Below are 20,992 nucleotides of genomic sequence, written 5' to 3'. Positions count from 1 at the left end.
GAAGTTATTAGAGAACAGCGCAAAAAATATACCACTTCTCTTTATTTTCAATTTTTTGTTTTAAAAACAATGAATTACCGAGTATTAAAACTGCTATAAATGGCTTCAAATATGTGATCTATATTTACTTTTTAGACGATGACAAGGCGTTACCTAGAGTCAATGTTTCGGCAGCCTTACTATTATCTGCAATTAACAAAGATAACGGGTTGTCAAGGCTTAGTCATTTTCTGGAGTCGATGTACAGCTCACATTCAAATCAGGAGTGAAGCATTATGTTTAAAAACCTGTTTGCTAGCCTGCAGAAAGTCGGTAAGGCGCTTATGCTCCCTGTATCGGTTCTGCCGGTAGCAGGTATTTTACTGGGCGTTGGTGCCGCAGACTTTAGTTGGTTGCCAAGTATTGTATCTGGGATCATGGAAAGTGCCGGTGGTTCTGTATTTGGCCAAATGCCTTTGCTGTTTGCCGTCGGTGTTGCATTGGGTTTTACGAATAATGATGGCGTAGCAGGTCTTGCTGCAATTGTTGGTTATGGCATCATGTCAGCGACGTTGGGTGTCATGGCACAGGTGTTGGGTGTAGATAAAATCGATACTGGCGTATTAGGTGGTATTCTGGTTGGTGGTGCGGCTGCTTGGGCATTCAACCGTTTCTTCCGCATCCAGTTGCCAGATTACCTGGGCTTTTTTGCGGGTAAACGCTTTGTACCTATCATGACAGGTTTCTGTGCTATTGGTCTGGGTCTGGCACTCTCTGTTATTTGGCCACCGGTTGGTGCTGCAATCGGTTCGTTTTCTCATTGGGCAGCGAACCAAAACCCTGTTATGGCTTTCGGTATTTACGGTATCGTTGAGCGTTCACTTATCCCATTTGGTCTGCACCACGTCTGGAACGTCCCTTTCTTCTTTGAAGCAGGCTCGTGTGTGAATGCGGCAGGTGAAGCGCGTACCGGTGTTCTGACTTGCTATCTCGAGGCGGATGCTATCTCCCGTGCAGCAGGTAATGGCTTTGGCCAGTTGGCGGGTGGTTTCATGTTCAAGATGTTTGGTCTGCCAGCTGCAGCCATTGCTATGTGGCACACTGCAAAGCCAGAAAACCGCGCGAAAGTTGGCGGTATCATGGTTTCAGCAGCATTGACCTCATTCCTGACGGGTATTACTGAACCTATCGAGTTCGCATTCATGTTTGTTGCGCCTGTGCTGTATGCTATTCACGCGGTGTTGGCAGGTACGGCTTATGTGCTGACAAATATGTTGGGTATGGTTCACGGTACATCGTTCTCCCACGGTTTGATTGACTTCCTGGTGTTGTCTGCAAACTCTCAGAAACTGTGGCTGTTCCCGCTGCTGGGTCTGGGCTATGCCGTGTTCTACTATGTCGTGTTCCGCATTGCTATCGTTAAGCTGGATCTGAAAACGCCAGGTCGTGAAGATGAAGATAAGAATGCAGCCGCTGCGGGTGGTGAGTCTGAAATGGCGAAAGAGCTGGTTATGGCATTTGGTGGTAAAGACAACATTACCGGTCTGGATGCTTGCATTACCCGTTTGCGCGTATCGGTAGCGAGCGTTGATAAAGTTGACCAGGACAAACTGAAGAAACTGGGCGCGGCAGGTGTAGTGGTTGCTGGTAGCGGTGTTCAGGCTATTTTTGGTACTAAGTCTGACAACCTGAAATCAGACATGGATGAATGGATCCGCAATAACTGATATCGATGGATTCCCTGATCTGTTGATATAAAAAGTCTGTTGATACATAAAAGGAGAGCCTCGGCTCTCCTTTCTTTTAGGGATAATATATCGGTTATAGCGCAACAAAGAACAGCATTAAAACGGGCACCAGAAGGCTGAGGACAAAACCGCTGACAATGGCAATAGGCACGCATTTAACACCCCCGGTAGTTTGAATGATCGGCAGGGTGAAATCCATGGATGTTGCTCCGCCATAACCAATTGCAGTTAATGGATATCGGGCAATCAACAGTGGTATCAGTATAATCGCAACCAATTCCCGGGACAGTTCCAGCATAAAAGAAGCACCGCCGTACACTGGCCCTAGCGCGTCTCCCATTAAAATGCCTGCCAGTGAATACCAGCCAAAACCGGATGCCATCGCCAAGCCATAGTAATAAGGTATGTCGAGTAACCAAGCGGCTAACAGGCCTCCTGTCCAGGATGCCATTATCACGATAAACGCTACGCTCAGCCCTTTTTTATTGAGGATGATTTGCTTTAATGTCATACCGCTGTTTCTTAATTGAATACCGATCAAGAACAGCAGGATAAGAAGAATGCCTTCGCTTGCTGGCTCAACCCAATCAAGGGGAATGGGAAGTAGCAACCCCAGAATCAAACCGCCACCGACAACAAACACCAACTTCACGGATTCCATCGCCATGGCTGAGACAGGCACCGTATTTTTATGCTGTTCAGTCTTGGTTTTCAGCAGCTTATCTAATAGTGGAAGCGAGAGAAGGGTGAAAATACTAATACAGAAGAAGAAAGTCACCGCCAATAACAGGATTTGGTTGAGATTACTGGAAAGGTTATCCAGCCCTGCGAGACTGAGCCCCATCAATCCAAGAATAACAAAGACAAGGCGGGCAGTGGACCGGTTGATCGTATCGAGCAACGCTGCGCTTTTGATGGTAATAAAATAGCCAATCACCAACGGTAGGAAGATATAAAGCATGCCGGGGAGCATTGTATTAAAACCTTTTTGATAATAACGAAATCGCGATGAGGGTATCAGTCGCGATCTGATCAGGTCAATTGGTGTTCGGCAAGTTTGAAGGCGAAAGCAGGGATACAGAGATGTGAAGGCTAGAAACCGCAGTTATCCATAATATTGTTTAGTTGATGGTGAAAGTCCGTGTCATTAAGATTAGAAAGTTCATACAGGGCTTCGGCACCAGCAAGGGTTATTTCGACATCATGTTCTTCAATCTCTGCATTTTCTGTCCTGAACAACAAAAGGTGGTTGGCCATTTTTGCAATGTTGAGATATGAAACACCATGACTTGATTTCCGCATCTGGCGGTTCGATGACACCTCAATGAAATCTAAATCAAAGCCCCAACTTTTCAGGATAAAGCAGCTAGCCTCTTTGCTCACGCTGAAGAAGACGTGGCTGGCGATGTCAAAATCAAGGTAATTCCCTTCTTCCATGTAGGTATGAAATGCTTTTACGGCACTGTAAATACCAATGTCAGCCAGCAAGCCGATAAGCAGAGACTTTTCCACTTCCAAGTGAAGGTTTTCATCGTCATAACTTCTGACCCGCTGGCAAATCAGTGCCATCGTTGAACCAAACTCCCGTGAGGCAGTTGCACTTTTCTTCAATAAAGCATTGCATTCGTGGCTGAAAGGAGAGTTATTTTTCAAGGCCTGGATAGCATGGGCAGTTGCTATGCCCAGAACACGCTGAATACCCAAACGGGATACCGCCATATTAATGTCATGGCAGGGGCGGTTATTACGTGGACTGAAAACCGCCGAATTTGCCGATCGAATCACGGCTGCCGTGAGAGAAGCATCATCTAATAACAGGGCTGAAATGTCTCTGACCGTCGTGTTGGGTTGATTGCATGCCCGCTGTAATTTCGCTACCACATCAGGAATAGGCGGAAGTTCCAGAGTGCCGTCTTTCAGAGATTGGTAAACCCGCTGAAAAAAATCGCTTTCGATAGCGTTAAGGTACTTGTCACGGCTGGGGGATACCCAGAACAACGATAGGTGATCCATCTTTTTAGGCTCGTTAACACACTGGTTTAATAGTAATTGGACTGCGTTTCAAATGAAATCCGCTTGTTGATAAATTTGAATTTAAGGCAACCTTTGTATGGTTATCAATGCAGTTCAGTGATTGAAAAGTCAATGTATGGTGAAAATGCAAGGGCAGTGACATTGGGTATTTATATTTTGAATTAATCTAACGTTTATTTAGAAACACCGCTGCAAGTAAGCGCAATAATTTGCGTGCGCAATCATCCGGTTAACAAACTTTAAACACAAAAATTACATTCATTAATCGTGATGAGTGTTGCAAATAAGAGACACTTTTGGGCATTGGGTGATCTGGTGCATGGTTTTCTATGCCTTAATGCGTCATCATTAATTCGCGTTGAGAAATTACAATATTTGAAACCGAGGAATTGGTTTGTTTTTTTGGGAGAAAGGAGGCACACGTGTTGGAAGTTAAAAGTGGCTTTGTTGAATACTTATCGCAATTTGGCGAAACGGAAAAACGCTCCATGTTTGGTGGTACTGGTTTTTTCGTCAGCGGAGCAATGTTCGCATTAGTCAAGGAAGATCGTATTTACTTGCGTGGTAACGACGAGTTAACGCAGCAACTTATCGACAAAGAGTGCAAGAAGTTTGTTCATGTTAAGAAAAGCTCAACAGCAATCGTAAACTACTACGACATCACTGATCTCTACGAAGCGAAAGATCAGGGGTTGGACGCAATGGTAAAAAAGTCCGTAGAGAACTCGGTTGCCGAGAAAGAATACCGCGATTCCAAATCCAACAAACGTCTGCGCGATTTACCCAATTTGCGTTTGACCATTGAACGTATGCTCAAGAAAGCCGGAGTCGAAGATGTTGACACTTTCTTCTCCATGAGCCCGGAAGAGCTTTTCCGTAAAGTGCAGGAAGCGCACGGTTACGATGTTGATGTAAAACTACTTTGGATGTTTGCCGGTGCGCAAAAAGGCATGCATTGGACATTGTTGAGCGAAGAAACTAAACAACAACTGCTTCGTGCTGTTTAAACTCAATGCGTACTGACTTGTAACGTTCAAGCGCCGACCTGAAGTGACCCCCAATAGTTGGACAACCAATTATTGGGGGCTTTTTATTGTCCTCGCTGTACCCACCATTGGAATATTGTTAAAGTCACGAAATGACTTAAATAACTGTCGAAAAGAATGAAACTGCCCCAGCTTTCGTCCTCACTGTTAGCAGGATTGCACTGTTTTTCGGTTGTAGCTGAAACCATGAGTTTCACCCGAGCAGCAGAAGAGCTTCACCTCACCCAAAGTGCAGTCAGTCACCGGATAAAAAAACTTGAACAGAGGCTGGATGTGACATTGTTTGTCAGGAGGCCACGTCAGCTGTCGCTCACTAACGAAGGTGAACAGTTGAAGTTGGTTGTCTCTGAGCAATTTTCAGCTATCAGCCTCAAATTACTGGAGCTGAACCGGGCGCGTCCTGTTGGGGATTTCATTATCTCTGCGCCGCCGACGTTCTCACAGAAATGGTTGGTGCCGCGTCTTTCTTTGTTTGCTGAATCATTTCCAGATCTTACGCTTCATTTGCGTACCCGCAACGATCTTATTGATTTCAAAGCGGAAGCCTTTGATTGTGCGATCTACTTTGGACACGGCCGCTATAACGGACTTATCAGCCACCATTTAATGGATGACGCCATTGTGCCCGTTTGCAGCCCATCGTATGCCGAACATCACGCGCTGTATAATGCCCCTGAGAAACTGGCACAATGCCAACTGCTCCACGATGCTGCACCTTGGGCGAGTGCCAGCCTAAGTGATGAATGGTTGTATTGGGCTAATGCAAATGGACTGGAACTTAAAGGCACCAACCACAGTTTCGATCGCGCAGATCTCGCACTGGATGCAGCAACGCATGGTATGGGGGTTGCGATAGGCCGCATGGCGTATATTCAGGAATACCTTCACAATGGCAAGTTAGTTGCGCCAGTCGATAAGCCAGTCAAATCGCCCTATAGCTTTTACCTTGTGTACCGTGAGGAGCACCAGGGCAATGCAAAAATCCTCGCATTTAAGGAGTGGCTCGAAAGCCAGCTTGCCTGAATTATCCAAGCTACTTGTCCTGTCTTTTCAGATCGCTTGGGTATCTGCTTTCAAATTAAACCCGTTTCATATATTCGTCTCCCAGAGGCAAAATACGGGGATGATGATTGATTTTTAAGCGTTATTTTTGGCATGGATTGGTCTTTAACTTATAATTTGTCTCGAAAATAGTGGGGATAACGGTAACCATGTCGTCCTGTTATTTTGAGCAAGGCGCTGATTTGGCGGACAGGAGCATGACGAAAAGGGCAATGGCAAAAAATACCAAAGAGGGCGCACTGCAAACAGAAGTGCTTATCTATCAAACTATCATCGACGTCTTTATGGAGGAAGGCTGGGAGGGCGTGACTTACGGCTCCATTGCCAAACGGACAGGCATGAGCCGAAGCGGGATTCAACGGGTTGTCCCTACTAAAGAATCGATGGTTTCAGCGTTTCAAGGGCAAATGCTTGCTTATGTCACCAGCAAAATTGACACGACAGACAGTGAGACCATCAAGCAAAGTTGGATGCTGGCCCTGAAGGAAACGAAGTTTGCTAATTGTATTCGCTATCTTCTTGGTGCTGTCAACGGTGGTCATGAAGGGAAACAAAAGGTCGTTTGGGGTATAACAACATTGATAGAACAATATGGTCAAACGCTGGTTGTTGAACTTATTGGACTGTCAGCGATTCACCTGCTTGATATTGAACTTGATAACCCGTTTTGAACTCAGGATGGGAGGAAAATGAACAAGAGACCGGCGTTGAAAGCGTCAATGTTAACCACATTTTTGGCGACTATTCTGGCGGGCTGCGCCATTAAGCCTGCTGAAAAAGTCACCGTGTATAAAACCCGTGGTGTGATTCAGTGTGAATCCCAAGGCATGTCGTTAGTACAAAGCGAACTGCAGTTGACAGGTGTGGGAGTAAAAATCATTGATTCACAGTGTGCAGTATTGGATGGGAGAGTATTTGCATCCGTCTGTGGTGCGGAAACCGGAGATATCGTGTTGCACACTATCGACCGTCGTCATGAAAAACTGGCAGGAGCGATGGGCTATCGAAATGTGCTTCAATTGAAAACACCTGACACGCCAGAAGGGTTTCAGCCGGTTGAGTGTCAGTAAGTAAAAAGGCCTCTATGTGCGAGGCCCTTTGAGTATTCTATAGTTAGAACTTGAAGCGGGTGGTGAACATAAATTGGTCACCGTAAACGTCATTGAAACGCAGTTGGGTGCCGATAGAGAACAGCTCAGTGGCGTGGAAACGGGCGTTAACAGAGCCGAAAATCTCATCATCGTCAGCGATAGAGACGTGGCCGATTTCACCACCCACCTCAAGCTGTGGGCTCAGCCATTGACGCAGCCCCAAACTCACTTCAACACCATATTCAGTATTATGGTTAAAGCGACCACGTTGCTTCATCGTACGTAGACCCAATTCACCATACACATCTGCCCAGTTATTCACGGGTGCATGAAAACCAACCGCTGCTGTGGAATCAAAATCTGATTCGAATTCAGTGTCGATCTCTGCTCGGATGTGCGCATTAGGGTGAATAGAAGTGCTGAAACCAACACCGTAAGTCACTGGGCTGATGCCAACGCGTGCTTCAAAATAATCGTAACTGAAGTTACTCATGGTGCTTTCGTTGGCAACACTCGCGGCAGAGAAGATTGCTGAAGTCGCGGCCGCCAGTACAATGCCGGCAATATTGGTTTTGCGCATGAAAGGTCTCGTGATAAAAAATTGTGATTACTATTCTAATAGAAGTCGCTTTTGCGAAACAACATCATAGCGCTTTAATATGGCGCTATGACCGTTATTTTTGATAAAAACGGCTGATGAAGTGCGATCGGAGCGGGTGGATTGAAACCCATCCGCGACGGTTAAGTATCAGAGTAACTCAGTCGGTTATTACTGATGGCCTCCATGATGCGTTCTGCATTTAATACACTCACCCAGGGCAATAGGTTTGAATCGTTCTCAATCACGAAGGTTGTAAGCTGGTCAGAGACAATCTGTTGCAGGGTACTCCCTTCCCAAGGTTTGGCGATGAAATAGTCCAGACTGGCGTGATTGACAGCTTGAACCGTCTCTTCCATACCGGCCTGGCCTGTCAGCAGCAGTTTGCGTGCATTGTGGGTGTCAGGTGATTTGTTTAACTCAACCAGGAAATCAACTCCCAGCTCCTCTGGCATAATGTGGTCACAGAGGATCAGAGCAAGCTCCAAGCCATCGGCGGCTGCATCAGCCAGTATGTCACGGGCTTCTGCCACGGATTCTGCCGCTTCTATAACGAAATGGCTTTCAAGCGCTGAAAGATCATTGATTACGCTATCCAGCACATCACGTTCGTCATCAACACACAAAATAAGATATCTGCTCATTTTTCCTCCATGCATGGCGTGATAAGCGGGGAGTAGGGAAGTATGACGTCCATAGCGGTGAACTCACCCGAAGAAGAGCTGACATCAATAGTACCGCCATGTTGTTCAACAATCTGGCGACAAACCGACAGCCCAATACCAAGGCCAAAATGGCCTTCGCGTTTGGTGGTGTAATTCAGTTCAAACACTTTGTCTTTAATGGCGTCAGGAATACCGACACCGTTATCGCGCACTGTCACTTTTATCGCCTTCCTGCTGCGATAAACCGTTTCACGTGTGCTGACATGAATCTCACCGTTTTGTCCAACGGCATCGAGTGCATTCGATACTAGATTAGTCCAAACCTGTTGTAACGCAATGGGTTTGCAACGGATAGGCTGAACCTGTCCGTACTCTTTGAACAACCGGATACGTTTGATCTGGTTTTCAAACATGATCAGGGTGTCTTCAATGCCTTCATGGATATCTACCACATGCATGGTTTCATCATCCTGGCGGGCATAAGTTTTCAGGCTTTTTACCATATCAGCGATCCGTTGGGCGCAGACATGGGTAGAACGCAGCAAGCTACCTGCTTGGTAAAACATATCCCACTGGCTAAGCGTTTCATTGAAATCTCTGCCCAATTTTTTCATCCAAAACGTGACGTCTTCGGGGGCATCAAGCCCCATATTGACGGCCTTGCGGGCAAGGTTCCGGTTTCCGAGCAAGGGTTCTATGCCCTTTGTAAGCTTTCTTGCATCCGCTGTTGACATAGGGCGAGAAAGCAGGGCATTTGCCATGATGGTATTGGCTTTATCCCGTGCCTGTGAATGCATTTCGACGTTGATCAGGGCGCCAATACTGTCCCGCAGTGTCTCGCTGTTTCGTAAAATTGCTGATATGGGGTTATTCAGCTCATGGGCAACACCAGCCACTAACTGGCCCAGCATGGCCATTTTTTCTTTCTCGATAAGCTGTTTATGGGCAAGCTCGAGTGATTGTAGGGTCTGCTGCAGTTTTACTTCTGTGGTGATGCTGCGCTTCAATCGGCGATTGAAATGGCGGAGCAGGTAATTTGAGAAAAGCGGCAAAAGGTCGTTTCTGGCCTGCATCACCTGAGAAAACAGGGTTCGGTTAAGCTTTAACACTTTAGTGGGTTTGAGCGTGATACCCGTGGAGAAAGAGACATCGCCTGTTACAAAGGACATGCCGCCAATTAAACTGCCCTGACTGAGTCTGGCGACTTCATGGGAAGCGCCGGTTTCGTCCCGTTTTAGCAGGGCAACTTCACCTTCCACCACAAACCAGAGAAAAGAATTGGGCTTGCCTTCATGGGTCAGGATATGGTTTTCACTGTAGCGTCGGCTGACATGGTGTCCGCTGTTTTGGCTAAAGTAATCGGCGATGCCATCGATCAATTGTGTGGAGAGCTCTTCATCAGAAACCCCCAGTGACGATTCAATAAATCCGCTGCGGTAAGTGGCCAGTTTCCTTTCTATATGCGCATCTAACAGGCGGCGTTGATCCAGCGTGTTGCAGTACTTGAGTAAGTCATCCTGATTGAATTCCAGTACATATTGCGTCAACTCTTTTTTCGCCAGATCCCGGATTTCATTCTTCACCCAGGGTTTGGTCAGACAGTAGTTCAAGCGACCTTCGTTGACTGCCTGCATGATTTTGCCCAAATCAGGTTGATCGTTCAAAAGAACTGTCCGTGCGCCTCGGGAGGCAGGATGATTGTCGATGTTGATAAGCAGGTTAATACCTTCATTGTCACCCAGGCTATGATCACAAATAAACAAAGCGATACGTCGCCCCGCTTGGTGGAGCTGTTCGAGTGTGTTGTTGGTAATGTAGGCTGAGCCGGCACAAACGACATCAAAGGTTTCAGCGAAAACCGAGAGTTCACGTTTAATACGTGCTAAAACGGAAGGGTCGTCGTCCAGACAAAGGATGACATTGGCATTCATTCTCTTACCCTAAGTTTGTTTTTTATGAGTGTATCTTTTCCGGCATCTTTACGCTGAGAAGAGGGCTGCAAATTGGCAGAGATCTTCTGAAATCCTTCTCACTGCATAGGGTTATGCGAGCCAATAGGGTAAACTCAGACCTAAATCACAGATGCCGAGTCAGTTGGAGTAGAAATGATATTTGGAAAATATGCGGCAATAGCGGGAGCTGTGGCGGTTGCTGCAGTCTGGCCGTTTGCAACGGGCCAGATTGGGCAGTCGCAATACCAAGCCGAGATCGAAAAGGCCCAGCTACCTTATCTCACCATAGAAAACGTCAAATACGATCGCGGTTATCTCTCGTCCGATGTTATCACCCGGTTCTCACTGACTGGCGCAACCAAGGCGTATTATGAAGAGGAAGGCCTGCCGACAACGTTCTCCGTGGTCAGTCAGGTTAACCATGGATTTTTGAGTGTGAGTTCGACCTCTTCGTTGGAAATGACACCTGAAGTGAAAGCACTGAGTGAAGCACTCTGGTCATCGGATGAATCACCATTCGTTTTAAAGACCCAAACATCGATCTTTGGTGATACTGAATACCACATGACCGTACGTGCCATTAATGGTGGGGACAATGAAATCACGGTGATGACTTCACCGATGGACATTACCGGGACAGCGGATAGAGAGGGCAACATTGTCTACCAGCTGGATATACCAAGTGCTGAGCTGATTGGCGTTGAAAGTGAAAAATTGACTTTCAGCAACATCACCGGGCAGGGCCAAGGCAAAATGGTGGATGAAATGTGGGTCGGCAAACAGGTGTTCAATACGGCCAGCGCAAGCTTGACCGATGTCTCAGGCGTGGTGGCAACCATGACAAACCTAGTGTTGGATATCGATAACAATCTGGTTTCTGCCAGTGGTGGTGATGTCGCCACGGCCGAAACATCAGATCTGCGTATTTCCAACAACAACACGTTTTCGTTTGAAAAGCTGGATGTGCCACAAACCATCGCGCTGGACAACTTCAAGCTGGGTATTAACTTCAGAAATCTCGATTACAGTGCCTTGCTGGCCCTTGCCAACACCGCCGATTCGATGAGCGCAGAGCCGACAGAAGATGAGTTAATGACATTGATGACGTTGCTCGACAGGTTGGTGGAAAAAGGCATGGCATTTGAGCTGCTACCACTGGAAATGGGAACGCCGGAAGGTCAGGTGGATGCCAAATTTACACTGAGTATTGAGCCAGGTCTGGGCAGCGTGACCCAAAACATCGGTGCATTGATGTCGAAGCTGCAAGGCAACGTGTTTATGAATGTGCCAGCGGCGTATGTGCATGACGTCCCCGCCGTTGCAGCGTCAGTGAATAATCTGGAACCGTATGGTTTTATCAGCGAAAGTGAAAAGGGTGTAACCCTTAAAGCCAAAATTGAAGGTGATGAAGCCGTATCGCCAAGTGGAAAACGGATCCCGCTGGCTCTGTTGATGATGATGTTTATGTAAAACACCATACCGACAGGTGACAACAAAAAACAACAAAGCCGGTCCAAAGTGACCGGTTTTTGTTTTTTACGTGAAACTTTTCGTACAAGTCGCCTTTCATTTGTGACAAAGGATAAAAATACTTCTGTCGTCACTAGTAATTCTGTTGGCTTGATCAACACTGATAGGAATATACCCTAACAATCTGAAATCCTGCCTCTTCAGGTAGTCTGGGTGTAAACACAGAGATTTATCCCTGTTTTAACAACATCTCATATAACAATTAAGGGGGATGCATGGAATCAATTAAAGTGAAAGATTACATGAACAAAAGACCGGTTACCTTCACCGTTTCCATGCCGCTTTCCAGCGCGTTGGAGAAAATGCTCAGTGCCAACCAAACCGGTGGGCCGGTTGTTGATGACAGAAATAAGGTGGTTGGATTCCTTTCTGAGCAAGACCTCATTCATAAACTGCTCAAAGTCGGCTATCACTGTCAGGACAGCGACAACGTTGCAGATTGTATGAGAAGTGAAGTAAAGGCTGTGTTGCCGGATGATAGTATTATTGGGCTTGCAGAAGAGATGATGCCGACAAAACCGAAAGTTTACCCTGTGATAGATGAAGACGAGCGTTTGGTGGGGGTGATTTCGAGACGTGATATATTGCGTGCTATTGCTGCGCAAATAGATGATTGTTTCCACCATCCAGTCTAGTTGTTCATAAAAACTGAATATGCTGTTTCAAAGAAGGTGCTTGAGGCACCTTTTTTTCATGGCATGATAGCCCGCAACTTTAAACACTATCGAACGCCACATAAAGCAGGTCCTTTGATGTCAGATCAACACCAGGCCAAGTTTGTAAATGGCGCTATCATGCGGCATATCACCGTGATGTCCACCTCTGGTGCGGTCGGGCTCATGGCACTGTTTTTAGTCGACCTTGCGGATATCTTTTTTATCAGCTTATTGGGACAGGTTGAGCTTGCTGCTGCAGTGGGTTTTGCCGGTACTATTATTTTTTTCTCCACGTCTGTTTCTATTGGAACATCCATTGCCATGGGAGCCTTGGTCAGCCGGGCTCTGGGTGCCGGTCGCCGGGAGGAAGCGCGTAAAATCACTGGCAGTGTTATGGTGTTTGCCGCGTTGGTAAACATGGTAACTGTCGGGGTGATCCTGACATTTATCGATCCAATCCTCGCTGCAATAGGCGCGGAAGGGGAGGTGGCAGAAAAAGCCAGTGATTTCCTTTGTATCCTGTTACCCGGCTCGCCACTGATGGCGATGGGGATGGCTGGTGGTGCTGCGTTACGTGGTGTCGGAGATGCGAAACGTTCTATGGCGGCGACACTGGCGGCAGGCGCAACGAATGCGGTGCTTGACCCGCTATTTATCTTTGGCTTCTCAATGGGGTTGGAAGGTGCTGCTATTGCGTCACTGATATCTCGCTTTGTCATGTTCGGCGTCGCCTTCCAGGCGGTTTACCGTAAACACGATCTGGTGGTGATGCCGCAGATTGATGATCTGAAAAAACACCTGAAAGCGATTGTTAACATCGCAGGCCCGGCAATCATCACCAACACGGCAACACCGATTGGCAATGCGATTGTCACTGCACAAATTGCCAAGTTCGGTGCCGATTACGTGGCTGGTTTTGCGGTTGTGGGGCGATTACAGCCTGTGGCATTTGCATTGATTTTTTCCCTTTCCGGCGCAGTAGGGCCAATCTTGGGGCAAAACTACGGTGCGTTGCGGTTTGATCGCGTAAGGCGCACGCTGACGGATTCGGTTAAATTTGTGGCGGTATACTGCATCAGTGTTGCCATTCTCCTGTATTTTGCTCAGGATCTTGTTATTGATGCCTTCAGCCTGGAAGGCAACGCCGTCGCCATGGTGACACTCTTTTGTACTTATATCGCGATCACGTTTATTTTCAACGGCACTTTGTTTGTCTCAAATGCTGCCTTCAACAACTTGAGTCGTCCTACATGGTCCACCATGCTGAATGTCGGAAAAGCGACAATTGGCACCATCCCATTTGTGTATATCGGCGGAGAGCTTGCGGGAGCGGAAGGGGTGTTGATTGGACAGGCTGTAGGTTCTGTGCTGTTTGGTCTGGCCGGTTACTGTCTGGTCCAACGTCTGATCAATCAACTGGCTGCTGACCATCAAACGAAAGCCGGTGACAAGGTGCTTCACTCCTCAGAGCCGGAAGCCGGGTTGGCCAGCGGTTGTGAGCTTATGGCTAAAGATCACAAGGACCGGCTTGAAAAGGCACCTCCGTTTCGTACTTCACACCTACGGTAAATGGGTAACAGACGTTGCCTGACAGCATCTTTCCATTGCTGGAATGGCTCAGTGTCATTGTGTAATCCGGGGGGCGATATTGGAAAGGTGCACCAAACTGTCTACTATTCACTGCATTTTATTGATCTAATTCAGTATCTCATCATGGTATTGCGCGCAGAATAACCGTGTTGCCCGCAAAAATGCGTGGGCGTTTAGCTTTAAGGGACTACAAGCGATTATGCGTATTCAGGCAAAGTATATTCTTCCAATACTGATACCGTTACTGGTATTAATTCTTCCAGCATCAGCCTTTCCATTCGACACGCTCACCGTGATGCAACAACGTGCCATCGCCCTGTTTCTGCTGGCGGCGTTATGTTGGGTTTTAGAGCCCATACCCATTTACGCCACATCAGTGGTGGTCATTGTGTTGGAACTGTTATTCCTTTCTGACAAAGGATTGATCTGGTTCCGTAGTGATGCTGGCTCGACACAGTTTGGGGAGCTTTTGCAGTACAACACCATCATGGCAACCTTTGCCAGCCCCATTATTATGCTGTTCCTGGGGGGATTTTTCCTGGCCATGGCGGCGACCAAATACCGGCTTGATATCAACCTCGCGCGCGTGCTGCTAAAACCATTTGGCAAAAAGCCGCAAAGGGTGATGGCAGGGTTAATGCTTATCACCGCGATCTTCTCCATGTTTATGTCAAACACTGCCACCACTGCCATGATGCTGGCGATCCTGACGCCAATTCTGGCGTTGTTTAAACCCAATGATCCAGGAAAGATTGCGTTTGCATTGTCGATTCCTGTTGCCGCAAATATTGGGGGGATTGGTACGCCTATCGGGACGCCACCGAATGCAATCGCCCTCAAATACCTGACGGGAGACAACCTGATTAGCTTCGGGGAATGGATGGCGTTTGCAGTGCCGTTTGTGGTGGTGCTGATGCTGTTGGCCTGGTTCCTGCTCTGCTTACTGTTCCCTTCTGATGAAAACGAGATCACACTTTCCATCAAAGGTAAGTTCCTGAAAACGCCAAAAGCGATCACTGTATATGTGACATTTACAGTCACCATCTTGCTTTGGCTGATGGGATCCAGCCATGGAATGAACGCATACACCGTAGCCTTGATCCCTGTCGCGGTGTTTTCTATGACCGGTATTATCAATAAAGAAGATCTGAAAAAAGTCTCATGGGATGTGCTTTGGTTGGTATCCGGCGGTTTTGCCCTTGGTCTTGCTTTGGATAAAACCGGTTTGGCGAGATTGCTGGTGAGCAGCATTCCTTTTGAACAATATGCACCGGAAATGGTGTTGGTAGGGGCAGCGGCACTCTGCCTGTTAATGGCTAACTTTATGTCTCATACCGCAACGGCAAACCTGTTGATGCCAATCATGGCAGCACTGGGGAGCTCCATGGCGTCTTTGTCACCGCTGGGCGGCGAAACAACGTTGATTTTGGTGGTCACGTTTGCCGCATCGCTCGGTATGTCACTCCCCATCAGCACACCACCCAATGCGTTAGCGCATGCCACAGGGCATGTCAGCAGCAATCAAATGGCGAAAGTGGGGGCGATTCTTGGCGTTGCCGGCGTCGCTCTCAGCTTTGTTATGGTCTGGATTCTACAGGTTGTAGCATTCCTTTAACGGTAAAAGGTGAAACAGATGGAAAAAGTGAACATCGTATGTGTGGATGATCAACGGGAAGTGCTTAGCGCGGTGCTGAAAGATCTTGCCCCACTTGCCGTAGCATTCCACATCGAAGATTGTGAGTCTGCCGATGAAGCACTGGCGTTGATTGATGAACTCGATGCGGAAGGTGAACATGTAGCTCTCATCATCTCAGACCACGTGATGCCGGAGAAAACTGGGGTAGAACTGTTGACAGAAGTTTCCCTCGACCCACGCTTCCGTTTTACTCGCAAGGTGCTGCTCACCGGTCAGGCAACGCATGCCGATACCATTGAAGCGATCAATCATGCCCGTATTGAACGCTACTTTGAAAAACCCTGGCAGGCGGAGATATTGCTGGAGGAAGCCAAGCGTTTGGTGACCCACTATGTCTTCGATGTCGGGTTAGATTATCGTGAGTATGCCGAGGCGCTTGATACCCAGACAGTGCTGGACAGGTTGAAATAAAATATACACTTGATGACTTGACATTGGAGTTGTCTCCAAGGTTTATACTGATGGCATATCAGACAAGGAGAAAAGCCTATGTGCCATTCATGCCAATCAGTAAAATGCAAAAACCCCGTGCAGCATACCCGTCAACCAGAGGCAAAAACGGATGTATGTTGTGTGTCAACAACAACCAGTACAACATGTTGTACAACCACAGAGAAACCAGACGGGGAGCCTGACGATCCGGCGTCCCAGGGCTGTTGCAACAGCACATCTTGCAACAGCCAGTCTGAGTCTACTGAACCTGAACAAAGCCCGCTTTCATCATCTGACAGCCTTTCATGGCGAGTCACTCATATGGATTGCCCGAGCTGCGCCGCCAAGCTGGAAACGGCGCTGGGCACGCTGGAGGGTGTCGCGTCTGCCCATGTGCGCTTTGCGACCGAGAAACTCATTGTCACGTTAGACAAGCCAGATACACCGGCACTGAGACAAGCGATTGAAGATAAAGCCATTCAAACCGGCTTTCCACTGGTTAACCTTGGCGGCCCTCAAGGTACTGAACAAGCGGCTTCTGGGTTTGCCAGATTAAGGAAAGATGCCTTTTTGGTGTCACTGACAGCGGTGATGTCACTGGCAGCGATTCTGTCCCAGTGGCAACCACAAGCCGGAACAATACTTTTCATGCTGGCGACGATATTGGGGCTGCTTCCCATCGTGAAAAAAGCAATTACGCTAGCGCGCTCCGGTTCTCCCTTTTCCATTGAAACTCTGATGTCGGTTGCGGCATTGGGCGCACTCTATTTGGGAGAAACCGTAGAAGCGGCCATGGTATTGGTGCTGTTTCTCATTGGTGAGCGGCTGGAAGGTTACGCCTCTGCGAAAGCGCGTGCAGGCATTCAGGCATTAATGGCGCTGGTGCCGGAATCGGCAATTCGTGTTTATCCAGATGGTCGTCGAGAATCTGTTCCGGTCTTGTCATTGCAGCCTGGTCAAGTGATCGAGATAGCACCGGGAGGACGTTTACCGGCTGACGCTGTACTCCAAAGTCAGACAGCAAGTTTTGATATGAGTGCGCTGACCGGTGAGTCGATTCCTGTAGAGAAAGGGCAGGGCGAGAAAGTGCCAGCCGGCGCGATGTCGGTGGATCGTGTTGTCACACTAGAGGTGGTGTCAAAGCAGGGCGAAAGCGCCATCGACAGGATTTTGACCTTGATTGAGGATGCGGAGTCACGCCGGGCGCCGGTAGAGCGTTTTATCGACAGGTTCAGCCGCTGGTACACCCCATTGATGATTTTGGTTGCTGCCTTGGTGGTGGTGATTCCACCGGTGCTGTTGGGCGGGAGTTGGGATACCTGGGTGTATCGAGGCCTTGCCCTGCTATTGATTGCCTGCCCGTGTGCGCTGGTGATCTCTACCCCTGCGGCCATGACATCCGGTCTGGCAACAGCAGCGCGGTATGGCGCGTTAATCAAAGGGGGAGCAGCATTGGAAGCACTCAGCAACGTTGAGTGGGTAGCGTTTGATAAAACCGGCACCCTGACAGAAGGAAAGCCCGTTGTTACTGATGTGTTGAGTTGGGAAGCTGATGAAAACAAGCTGTTGGCATTGGCAGCTGGCGTTGAGCAAGGGTCACATCATCCACTTGCGAAAGCTGTGGTTGCCATGGCAACCTCCCGAGGTATTGCGCCCAGAGTGGCACAAAACATCCATGCCACCGCCGGAAAAGGTGTGGCAGGTGAGATAGACGGTCAGTCTATTGAAATGATTGCCTTGGATAAGCTGCCCGACAACCGGGTGATAGAAGTGGAGCAACAGCAGGCCGCACAGCAAATGGCCGATGAAGGCAAAACGGTGGCAATCGTATTTGCGGGTGGGAATGCCATCGGTGCCCTTGCCTGGCGTGATGAACTACGTGCGACGGCAAAGGATACCATTGCGGCACTAAACCGTGTTGGCGTGAAATCCGTGATGCTGACGGGCGATAACCCGCATGCAGCGGCTGGTCTTGCCCGCCTGCTTGGTATGGATTTCCGTGCCGGATTAATGCCTGAAGGTAAAGTGGATGCCATTCGTGAAATGTCAGCGACAAGTCGGGTGGCGATGGTCGGTGATGGCATTAATGATGCACCGGCAATGAAGTCCGCAACGATTGGTATTGCCATGGGGGGCGGCACGGATGTTGCGCTGGAAACCGCAGACATTGCACTGAGCCAGAACCGGATAGAGCACATACCTTCTGTTATTGCATTGTCACGCGCAACCATGCGAAACGTCAGACAGAATGTGGCGTTGGCGATTGGCCTGAAAGCGATTTTTTTGGTGACCAGTGTGTTGGGGCTTACTGGCCTGTGGGTTGCCGTGTTGGCAGACAGCGGCGCAACAGCCATTGTGACCCTGAATGCTCTGCGTCTACTTCGCTTTAAAAACAATAGGTTGAGAGAAAGTGGTATAAAATAATGATGAACATTTTCTTATCAATAAAAGTGATCTCAATCACCATGAAATGAAATGCATTGAAATTAAAATGCATTAAAAGTGAGATTTGTCACTTTAATTTCTGGATCACTTGGTATGGTGGGAACCCGTTGTATTTTGTCGTGAGAGGGCCGGCACAGATGCCGGTTTAGAAGGAGTCAATAATGTCTGAGCAAACCGTATTCCACCTGGGTGTGAGTCAATCTGATCTTGAAGGCGCAACCATGGCGATCATTCCGGGCGATCCTGCCCGCGTTGAAAAGATTGCCGCACTGATGGATGCACCAAAATTTCTTGCAAGCCATCGCGAATATACCCTGTATCTGGGTAAATTGGATGGTCACTCAGTGGTGGTTTGTTCAACTGGTATTGGTGGGCCTTCTACCTCGATTGCGGTTGAAGAGCTGGCACAACTGGGTGTGCGCACTTTCCTGCGTGTTGGTACGACGGGGGCGATTCAGCCAAACATCAATGTGGGTGACATCATTGTAACGACAGGCTCTGTCCGTCTTGACGGAGCAAGCCTGCACTTTGCACCGATGGAGTTCCCGGCAGTGCCTGACTTTGATGTGACAACGGCGATGAAACAAGCCGCAGAAGAATCTGGCGCAGCGGTACACACAGGTGTGACAGCATCGAGTGATACTTTCTATCCGGGTCAGGAGCGGTATGACACCTTCAGTGGCCGTGTTGTGCGTCGCTTCCAGGGCTCAATGAAAGAGTGGCAGGAAATGGGTGTACTGAACTTTGAGATGGAATCTGCGACATTGTTGACCATGTGTGCAAGCTCTGGTCTGAAAGCAGGTTGTGTTGCCGGTGTGATTGTCAACCGCACACAAAAAGAGATCCCAAGCCCAGAGTTGATGAAAGACACCGAAGGCCGTTCTATCAGCGTGGTTGTCGAAGCGGCACGTAAGCTGCTGACCGCGTAATCCTTCAGTAAACACAAAAGCCGACGCAATTTTGCGTCGGCTTTTTCATGCCTGTTTGGTGCTATTTAAAGGTTGATCAGTTAAACAGGCCTTTGTCATGGCCACCTGCACGCAGGAACCACTCATAGAGGTGGGTTTTCAGGTCACCCAGCTGGTCCGGTCCAATCAATGCCAGCCCTAAATCCGTTGCACGGGTAATATCATGATGGCGCAAAGGGCGGAAGCTGACCAACATCGCCCGGGCTTGCAGGCCACCCAACAAGTCACGGATCGATTCAAGCTTATAAAGGGTATCGTCACCGTCGCTCGACATGCCTTTGGTCTTGCATTCGATAATATGAAGCTTATTGTTTACCACTGTGGCAACATCCAGCTCATTGCGAACTTCTTTGTCGCCAATCTTCCGGTAAACCTGAACGCCCAGCGATAAATCCTGAATCGTCAGCAACTCATGCTGGATTTCTTCCACCACGTGGTGAACATACCACTCCAACCATTCGCCATTGGCAAAGCGTCGGGCAGCTTCGCTTGAAAATGTCAAAACGCCGTTGTGGTAAGTTGACAAGCCTGCTTCATTCAGATCATCAATCAATATACCCAGTTCACGGTAGCCTTGCTGTTTTTCGCTTAGCTCAACGTCCAGCCTTTGTTCTTTGCGGCAGGTGGTTGCCAGATAGTTCAGCGTTGCCAGACCCGGGCCCAATTCGTACGCATTGCTGGCCCATTTGTGCCCCAAGGTCTCAATGGTGGTATCCAGCACGCTGCGGATATCCTCTTCAGGCAGTTCGCAACGGGCGCCAAAAATGGTCAGATAATCACTGATATTGATGTGATCTTCTACCTGCTCCTGCTTTTGTCCATCAGGGTACAGCCAGCAAAGTTCATCGCTGAAGGGCTCAATCACATAGATTGGCCAGTGGTAGGTGCGGAAAATTTCATAAGCGGTCAAAAGGCGGTGACGCAACCCACAACTGGCGTTGAAAAAGACGTCGTTGCACTCATCTTTCAGGCGACGCGCCAGCGCCTCAATCTTACTTTTGATAAGTGGAATATTGATGTCTGAGGGGATAAGGAAAAACTCTGTTTTAACCCCTTTGGGCGACAGCACTTTGCTTAGCTGTTCGTACTGGGGGATTTGACATTCAACGCCAATAAAAATCACTTTATCGGCCTTGGACTTTCGGTGCAGCAAGGCGGTGACCAACCGGACAGGATCTTGGTCAATGATACCGACATGTGTGGCCATAATCACTCCGTTAGGAACGAATAGAAAATATTTCGTTCTTATTCCTTATTGTTCTTCACCGTAATATCTGGGCATCGGTCGCAATATTCAAGTACTTACTTGCAAATTCTAGCGAAAAGCAGCGTTGCTTTGTCCGGATGCTGAGAACAGCCAAAGAACAATTGAGAAAAGTTGGTACGACTCTCCCTCATTTTCCTACCATTAATAGTGTCATTTGTGTCAGTAACGAGATGGGGTTGCGTTAACGCGATGGAAACCTGTCTCAGAAATTCTCAATGTTGAGCATTACATAC

The 20,992-nt window shown here is 48.2% G+C and carries 18 protein-coding genes; 12 read left to right on the top strand and 6 right to left on the bottom strand.

Translation table 11 applies throughout. The features are described from left to right. Nucleotides 1–275 precede the first annotated feature (275 nt). Nucleotides 276–1,706, top strand: coding sequence for a PTS glucose transporter subunit IIBC (gene ptsG, locus VHA_RS15365; RefSeq protein ID WP_005505939.1), 1,431 nt, complete (start codon nt 276–278; stop codon nt 1,704–1,706). A 94-nt stretch (nt 1,707–1,800) separates the two neighbouring features. On the opposite strand, the gene VHA_RS15360 is transcribed toward ptsG, so the two are convergent. Both VHA_RS15360 and VHA_RS15355 read right to left on the bottom strand, forming a co-directional pair. Continuing rightward, the gene (locus VHA_RS15360) at nt 1,801–2,700 is read right to left on the bottom strand and encodes a LysO family transporter (protein ID WP_005505937.1); all 900 of its coding nucleotides are present in this window, start codon (nt 2,698–2,700) and stop codon (nt 1,801–1,803) included. 119 nt (nt 2,701–2,819) lie between these two features. Beyond that, on the bottom strand, nt 2,820–3,740 hold the full coding sequence (locus VHA_RS15355; RefSeq protein WP_005505935.1) for an HDOD domain-containing protein: 921 nt from the start codon (nt 3,738–3,740) through the stop codon (nt 2,820–2,822). 443 nt (nt 3,741–4,183) lie between these two features. On the opposite strand from VHA_RS15355, the gene VHA_RS15350 reads away from it, so the two are divergent. From VHA_RS15350 to VHA_RS15335, 4 genes are all read left to right on the top strand, one after another. Beyond that, entirely contained in the window at nt 4,184–4,768 is a 585-nt protein-coding gene (locus VHA_RS15350) for a TfoX/Sxy family DNA transformation protein (protein WP_005505933.1), read from the top strand. A gap of 156 nt (nt 4,769–4,924) precedes the next feature. Next, nucleotides 4,925–5,830 carry a DNA-binding transcriptional regulator DsdC gene (gene dsdC / locus VHA_RS15345; RefSeq protein WP_005505931.1) on the top strand — a complete coding sequence of 302 codons (906 nt, stop codon included), beginning with the start codon at nt 4,925–4,927 and terminating at the stop codon, nt 5,828–5,830. Between the two features lie 251 nt (nt 5,831–6,081). After that, on the top strand, nt 6,082–6,540 hold the full coding sequence (locus tag VHA_RS15340; RefSeq protein WP_040529095.1) for a TetR/AcrR family transcriptional regulator: 459 nt from the start codon (nt 6,082–6,084) through the stop codon (nt 6,538–6,540). 18 nt (nt 6,541–6,558) lie between these two features. Then, the gene (locus VHA_RS15335; protein WP_040529093.1) at nt 6,559–6,939 is read left to right on the top strand and encodes a hypothetical protein; all 381 of its coding nucleotides are present in this window, start codon (nt 6,559–6,561) and stop codon (nt 6,937–6,939) included. 43 nt (nt 6,940–6,982) lie between these two features. Here VHA_RS15335 and VHA_RS15330 read toward each other — a convergent pair whose 3' ends face one another. The 3 genes from VHA_RS15330 to VHA_RS15320 form a co-directional block, all read right to left on the bottom strand. After that, entirely contained in the window at nt 6,983–7,540 is a 558-nt protein-coding gene (locus VHA_RS15330) for a hypothetical protein (RefSeq protein ID WP_005505923.1), read from the bottom strand. Between the two features lie 161 nt (nt 7,541–7,701). Continuing rightward, the gene (locus VHA_RS15325) at nt 7,702–8,202 is read right to left on the bottom strand and encodes a response regulator (RefSeq protein ID WP_040529091.1); all 501 of its coding nucleotides are present in this window, start codon (nt 8,200–8,202) and stop codon (nt 7,702–7,704) included. Continuing rightward, the gene (locus tag VHA_RS15320) at nt 8,199–10,154 is read right to left on the bottom strand and encodes an ATP-binding protein (RefSeq protein ID WP_005505919.1); all 1,956 of its coding nucleotides are present in this window, start codon (nt 10,152–10,154) and stop codon (nt 8,199–8,201) included. The genes VHA_RS15325 and VHA_RS15320 overlap by 4 nt, the downstream gene beginning before the upstream one ends. 174 nt (nt 10,155–10,328) lie before the next feature. On the opposite strand from VHA_RS15320, the gene VHA_RS15315 reads away from it, so the two are divergent. From VHA_RS15315 to udp, 7 genes are all read left to right on the top strand, one after another. Further along, nucleotides 10,329–11,645 carry a DUF945 family protein gene (locus VHA_RS15315; RefSeq protein ID WP_005505917.1) on the top strand — a complete coding sequence of 439 codons (1,317 nt, stop codon included), beginning with the start codon at nt 10,329–10,331 and terminating at the stop codon, nt 11,643–11,645. A gap of 275 nt (nt 11,646–11,920) precedes the next feature. After that, on the top strand, nt 11,921–12,340 hold the full coding sequence (locus VHA_RS15310) for a CBS domain-containing protein (protein ID WP_005505915.1): 420 nt from the start codon (nt 11,921–11,923) through the stop codon (nt 12,338–12,340). Nucleotides 12,341–12,457: 117 nt separating this feature from the next. Next, nucleotides 12,458–13,930, top strand: a complete 1,473-nt coding sequence (locus tag VHA_RS15305) for an MATE family efflux transporter (RefSeq protein WP_005505913.1) — start codon at nt 12,458–12,460, stop codon at nt 13,928–13,930. A 220-nt stretch (nt 13,931–14,150) separates the two neighbouring features. Beyond that, complete coding sequence (locus VHA_RS15300) at nt 14,151–15,566, top strand: SLC13 family permease (protein ID WP_040529088.1); 1,416 nt, start codon at nt 14,151–14,153, stop codon at nt 15,564–15,566. Between the two features lie 18 nt (nt 15,567–15,584). Next, nucleotides 15,585–16,058: a response regulator gene (locus VHA_RS15295; protein ID WP_005505909.1), complete on the top strand. Its 474-nt coding sequence runs from the start codon at nt 15,585–15,587 to the stop codon at nt 16,056–16,058. 78 nt (nt 16,059–16,136) lie between these two features. Continuing rightward, complete coding sequence (locus VHA_RS15290; RefSeq protein WP_050778572.1) at nt 16,137–18,503, top strand: zinc/cadmium/mercury/lead-transporting ATPase; 2,367 nt, start codon at nt 16,137–16,139, stop codon at nt 18,501–18,503. Nucleotides 18,504–18,685: 182 nt separating this feature from the next. Beyond that, nucleotides 18,686–19,453, top strand: a complete 768-nt coding sequence (gene udp / locus VHA_RS15285; RefSeq protein WP_005505903.1) for a uridine phosphorylase — start codon at nt 18,686–18,688, stop codon at nt 19,451–19,453. Between the two features lie 76 nt (nt 19,454–19,529). Here udp and VHA_RS15280 read toward each other — a convergent pair whose 3' ends face one another. Beyond that, nucleotides 19,530–20,699 carry a Card1-like endonuclease domain-containing protein gene (locus VHA_RS15280; RefSeq protein ID WP_005505901.1) on the bottom strand — a complete coding sequence of 390 codons (1,170 nt, stop codon included), beginning with the start codon at nt 20,697–20,699 and terminating at the stop codon, nt 19,530–19,532. Between the last annotated feature and the right edge of the window lie 293 nt (nt 20,700–20,992).

This window comes from Grimontia hollisae CIP 101886 (assembly GCF_000176515.1).
Lineage (GTDB): Bacteria > Pseudomonadota > Gammaproteobacteria > Enterobacterales > Vibrionaceae > Enterovibrio > Enterovibrio hollisae.
This window is presented reverse-complemented; position numbering and strand designations above follow the sequence as displayed.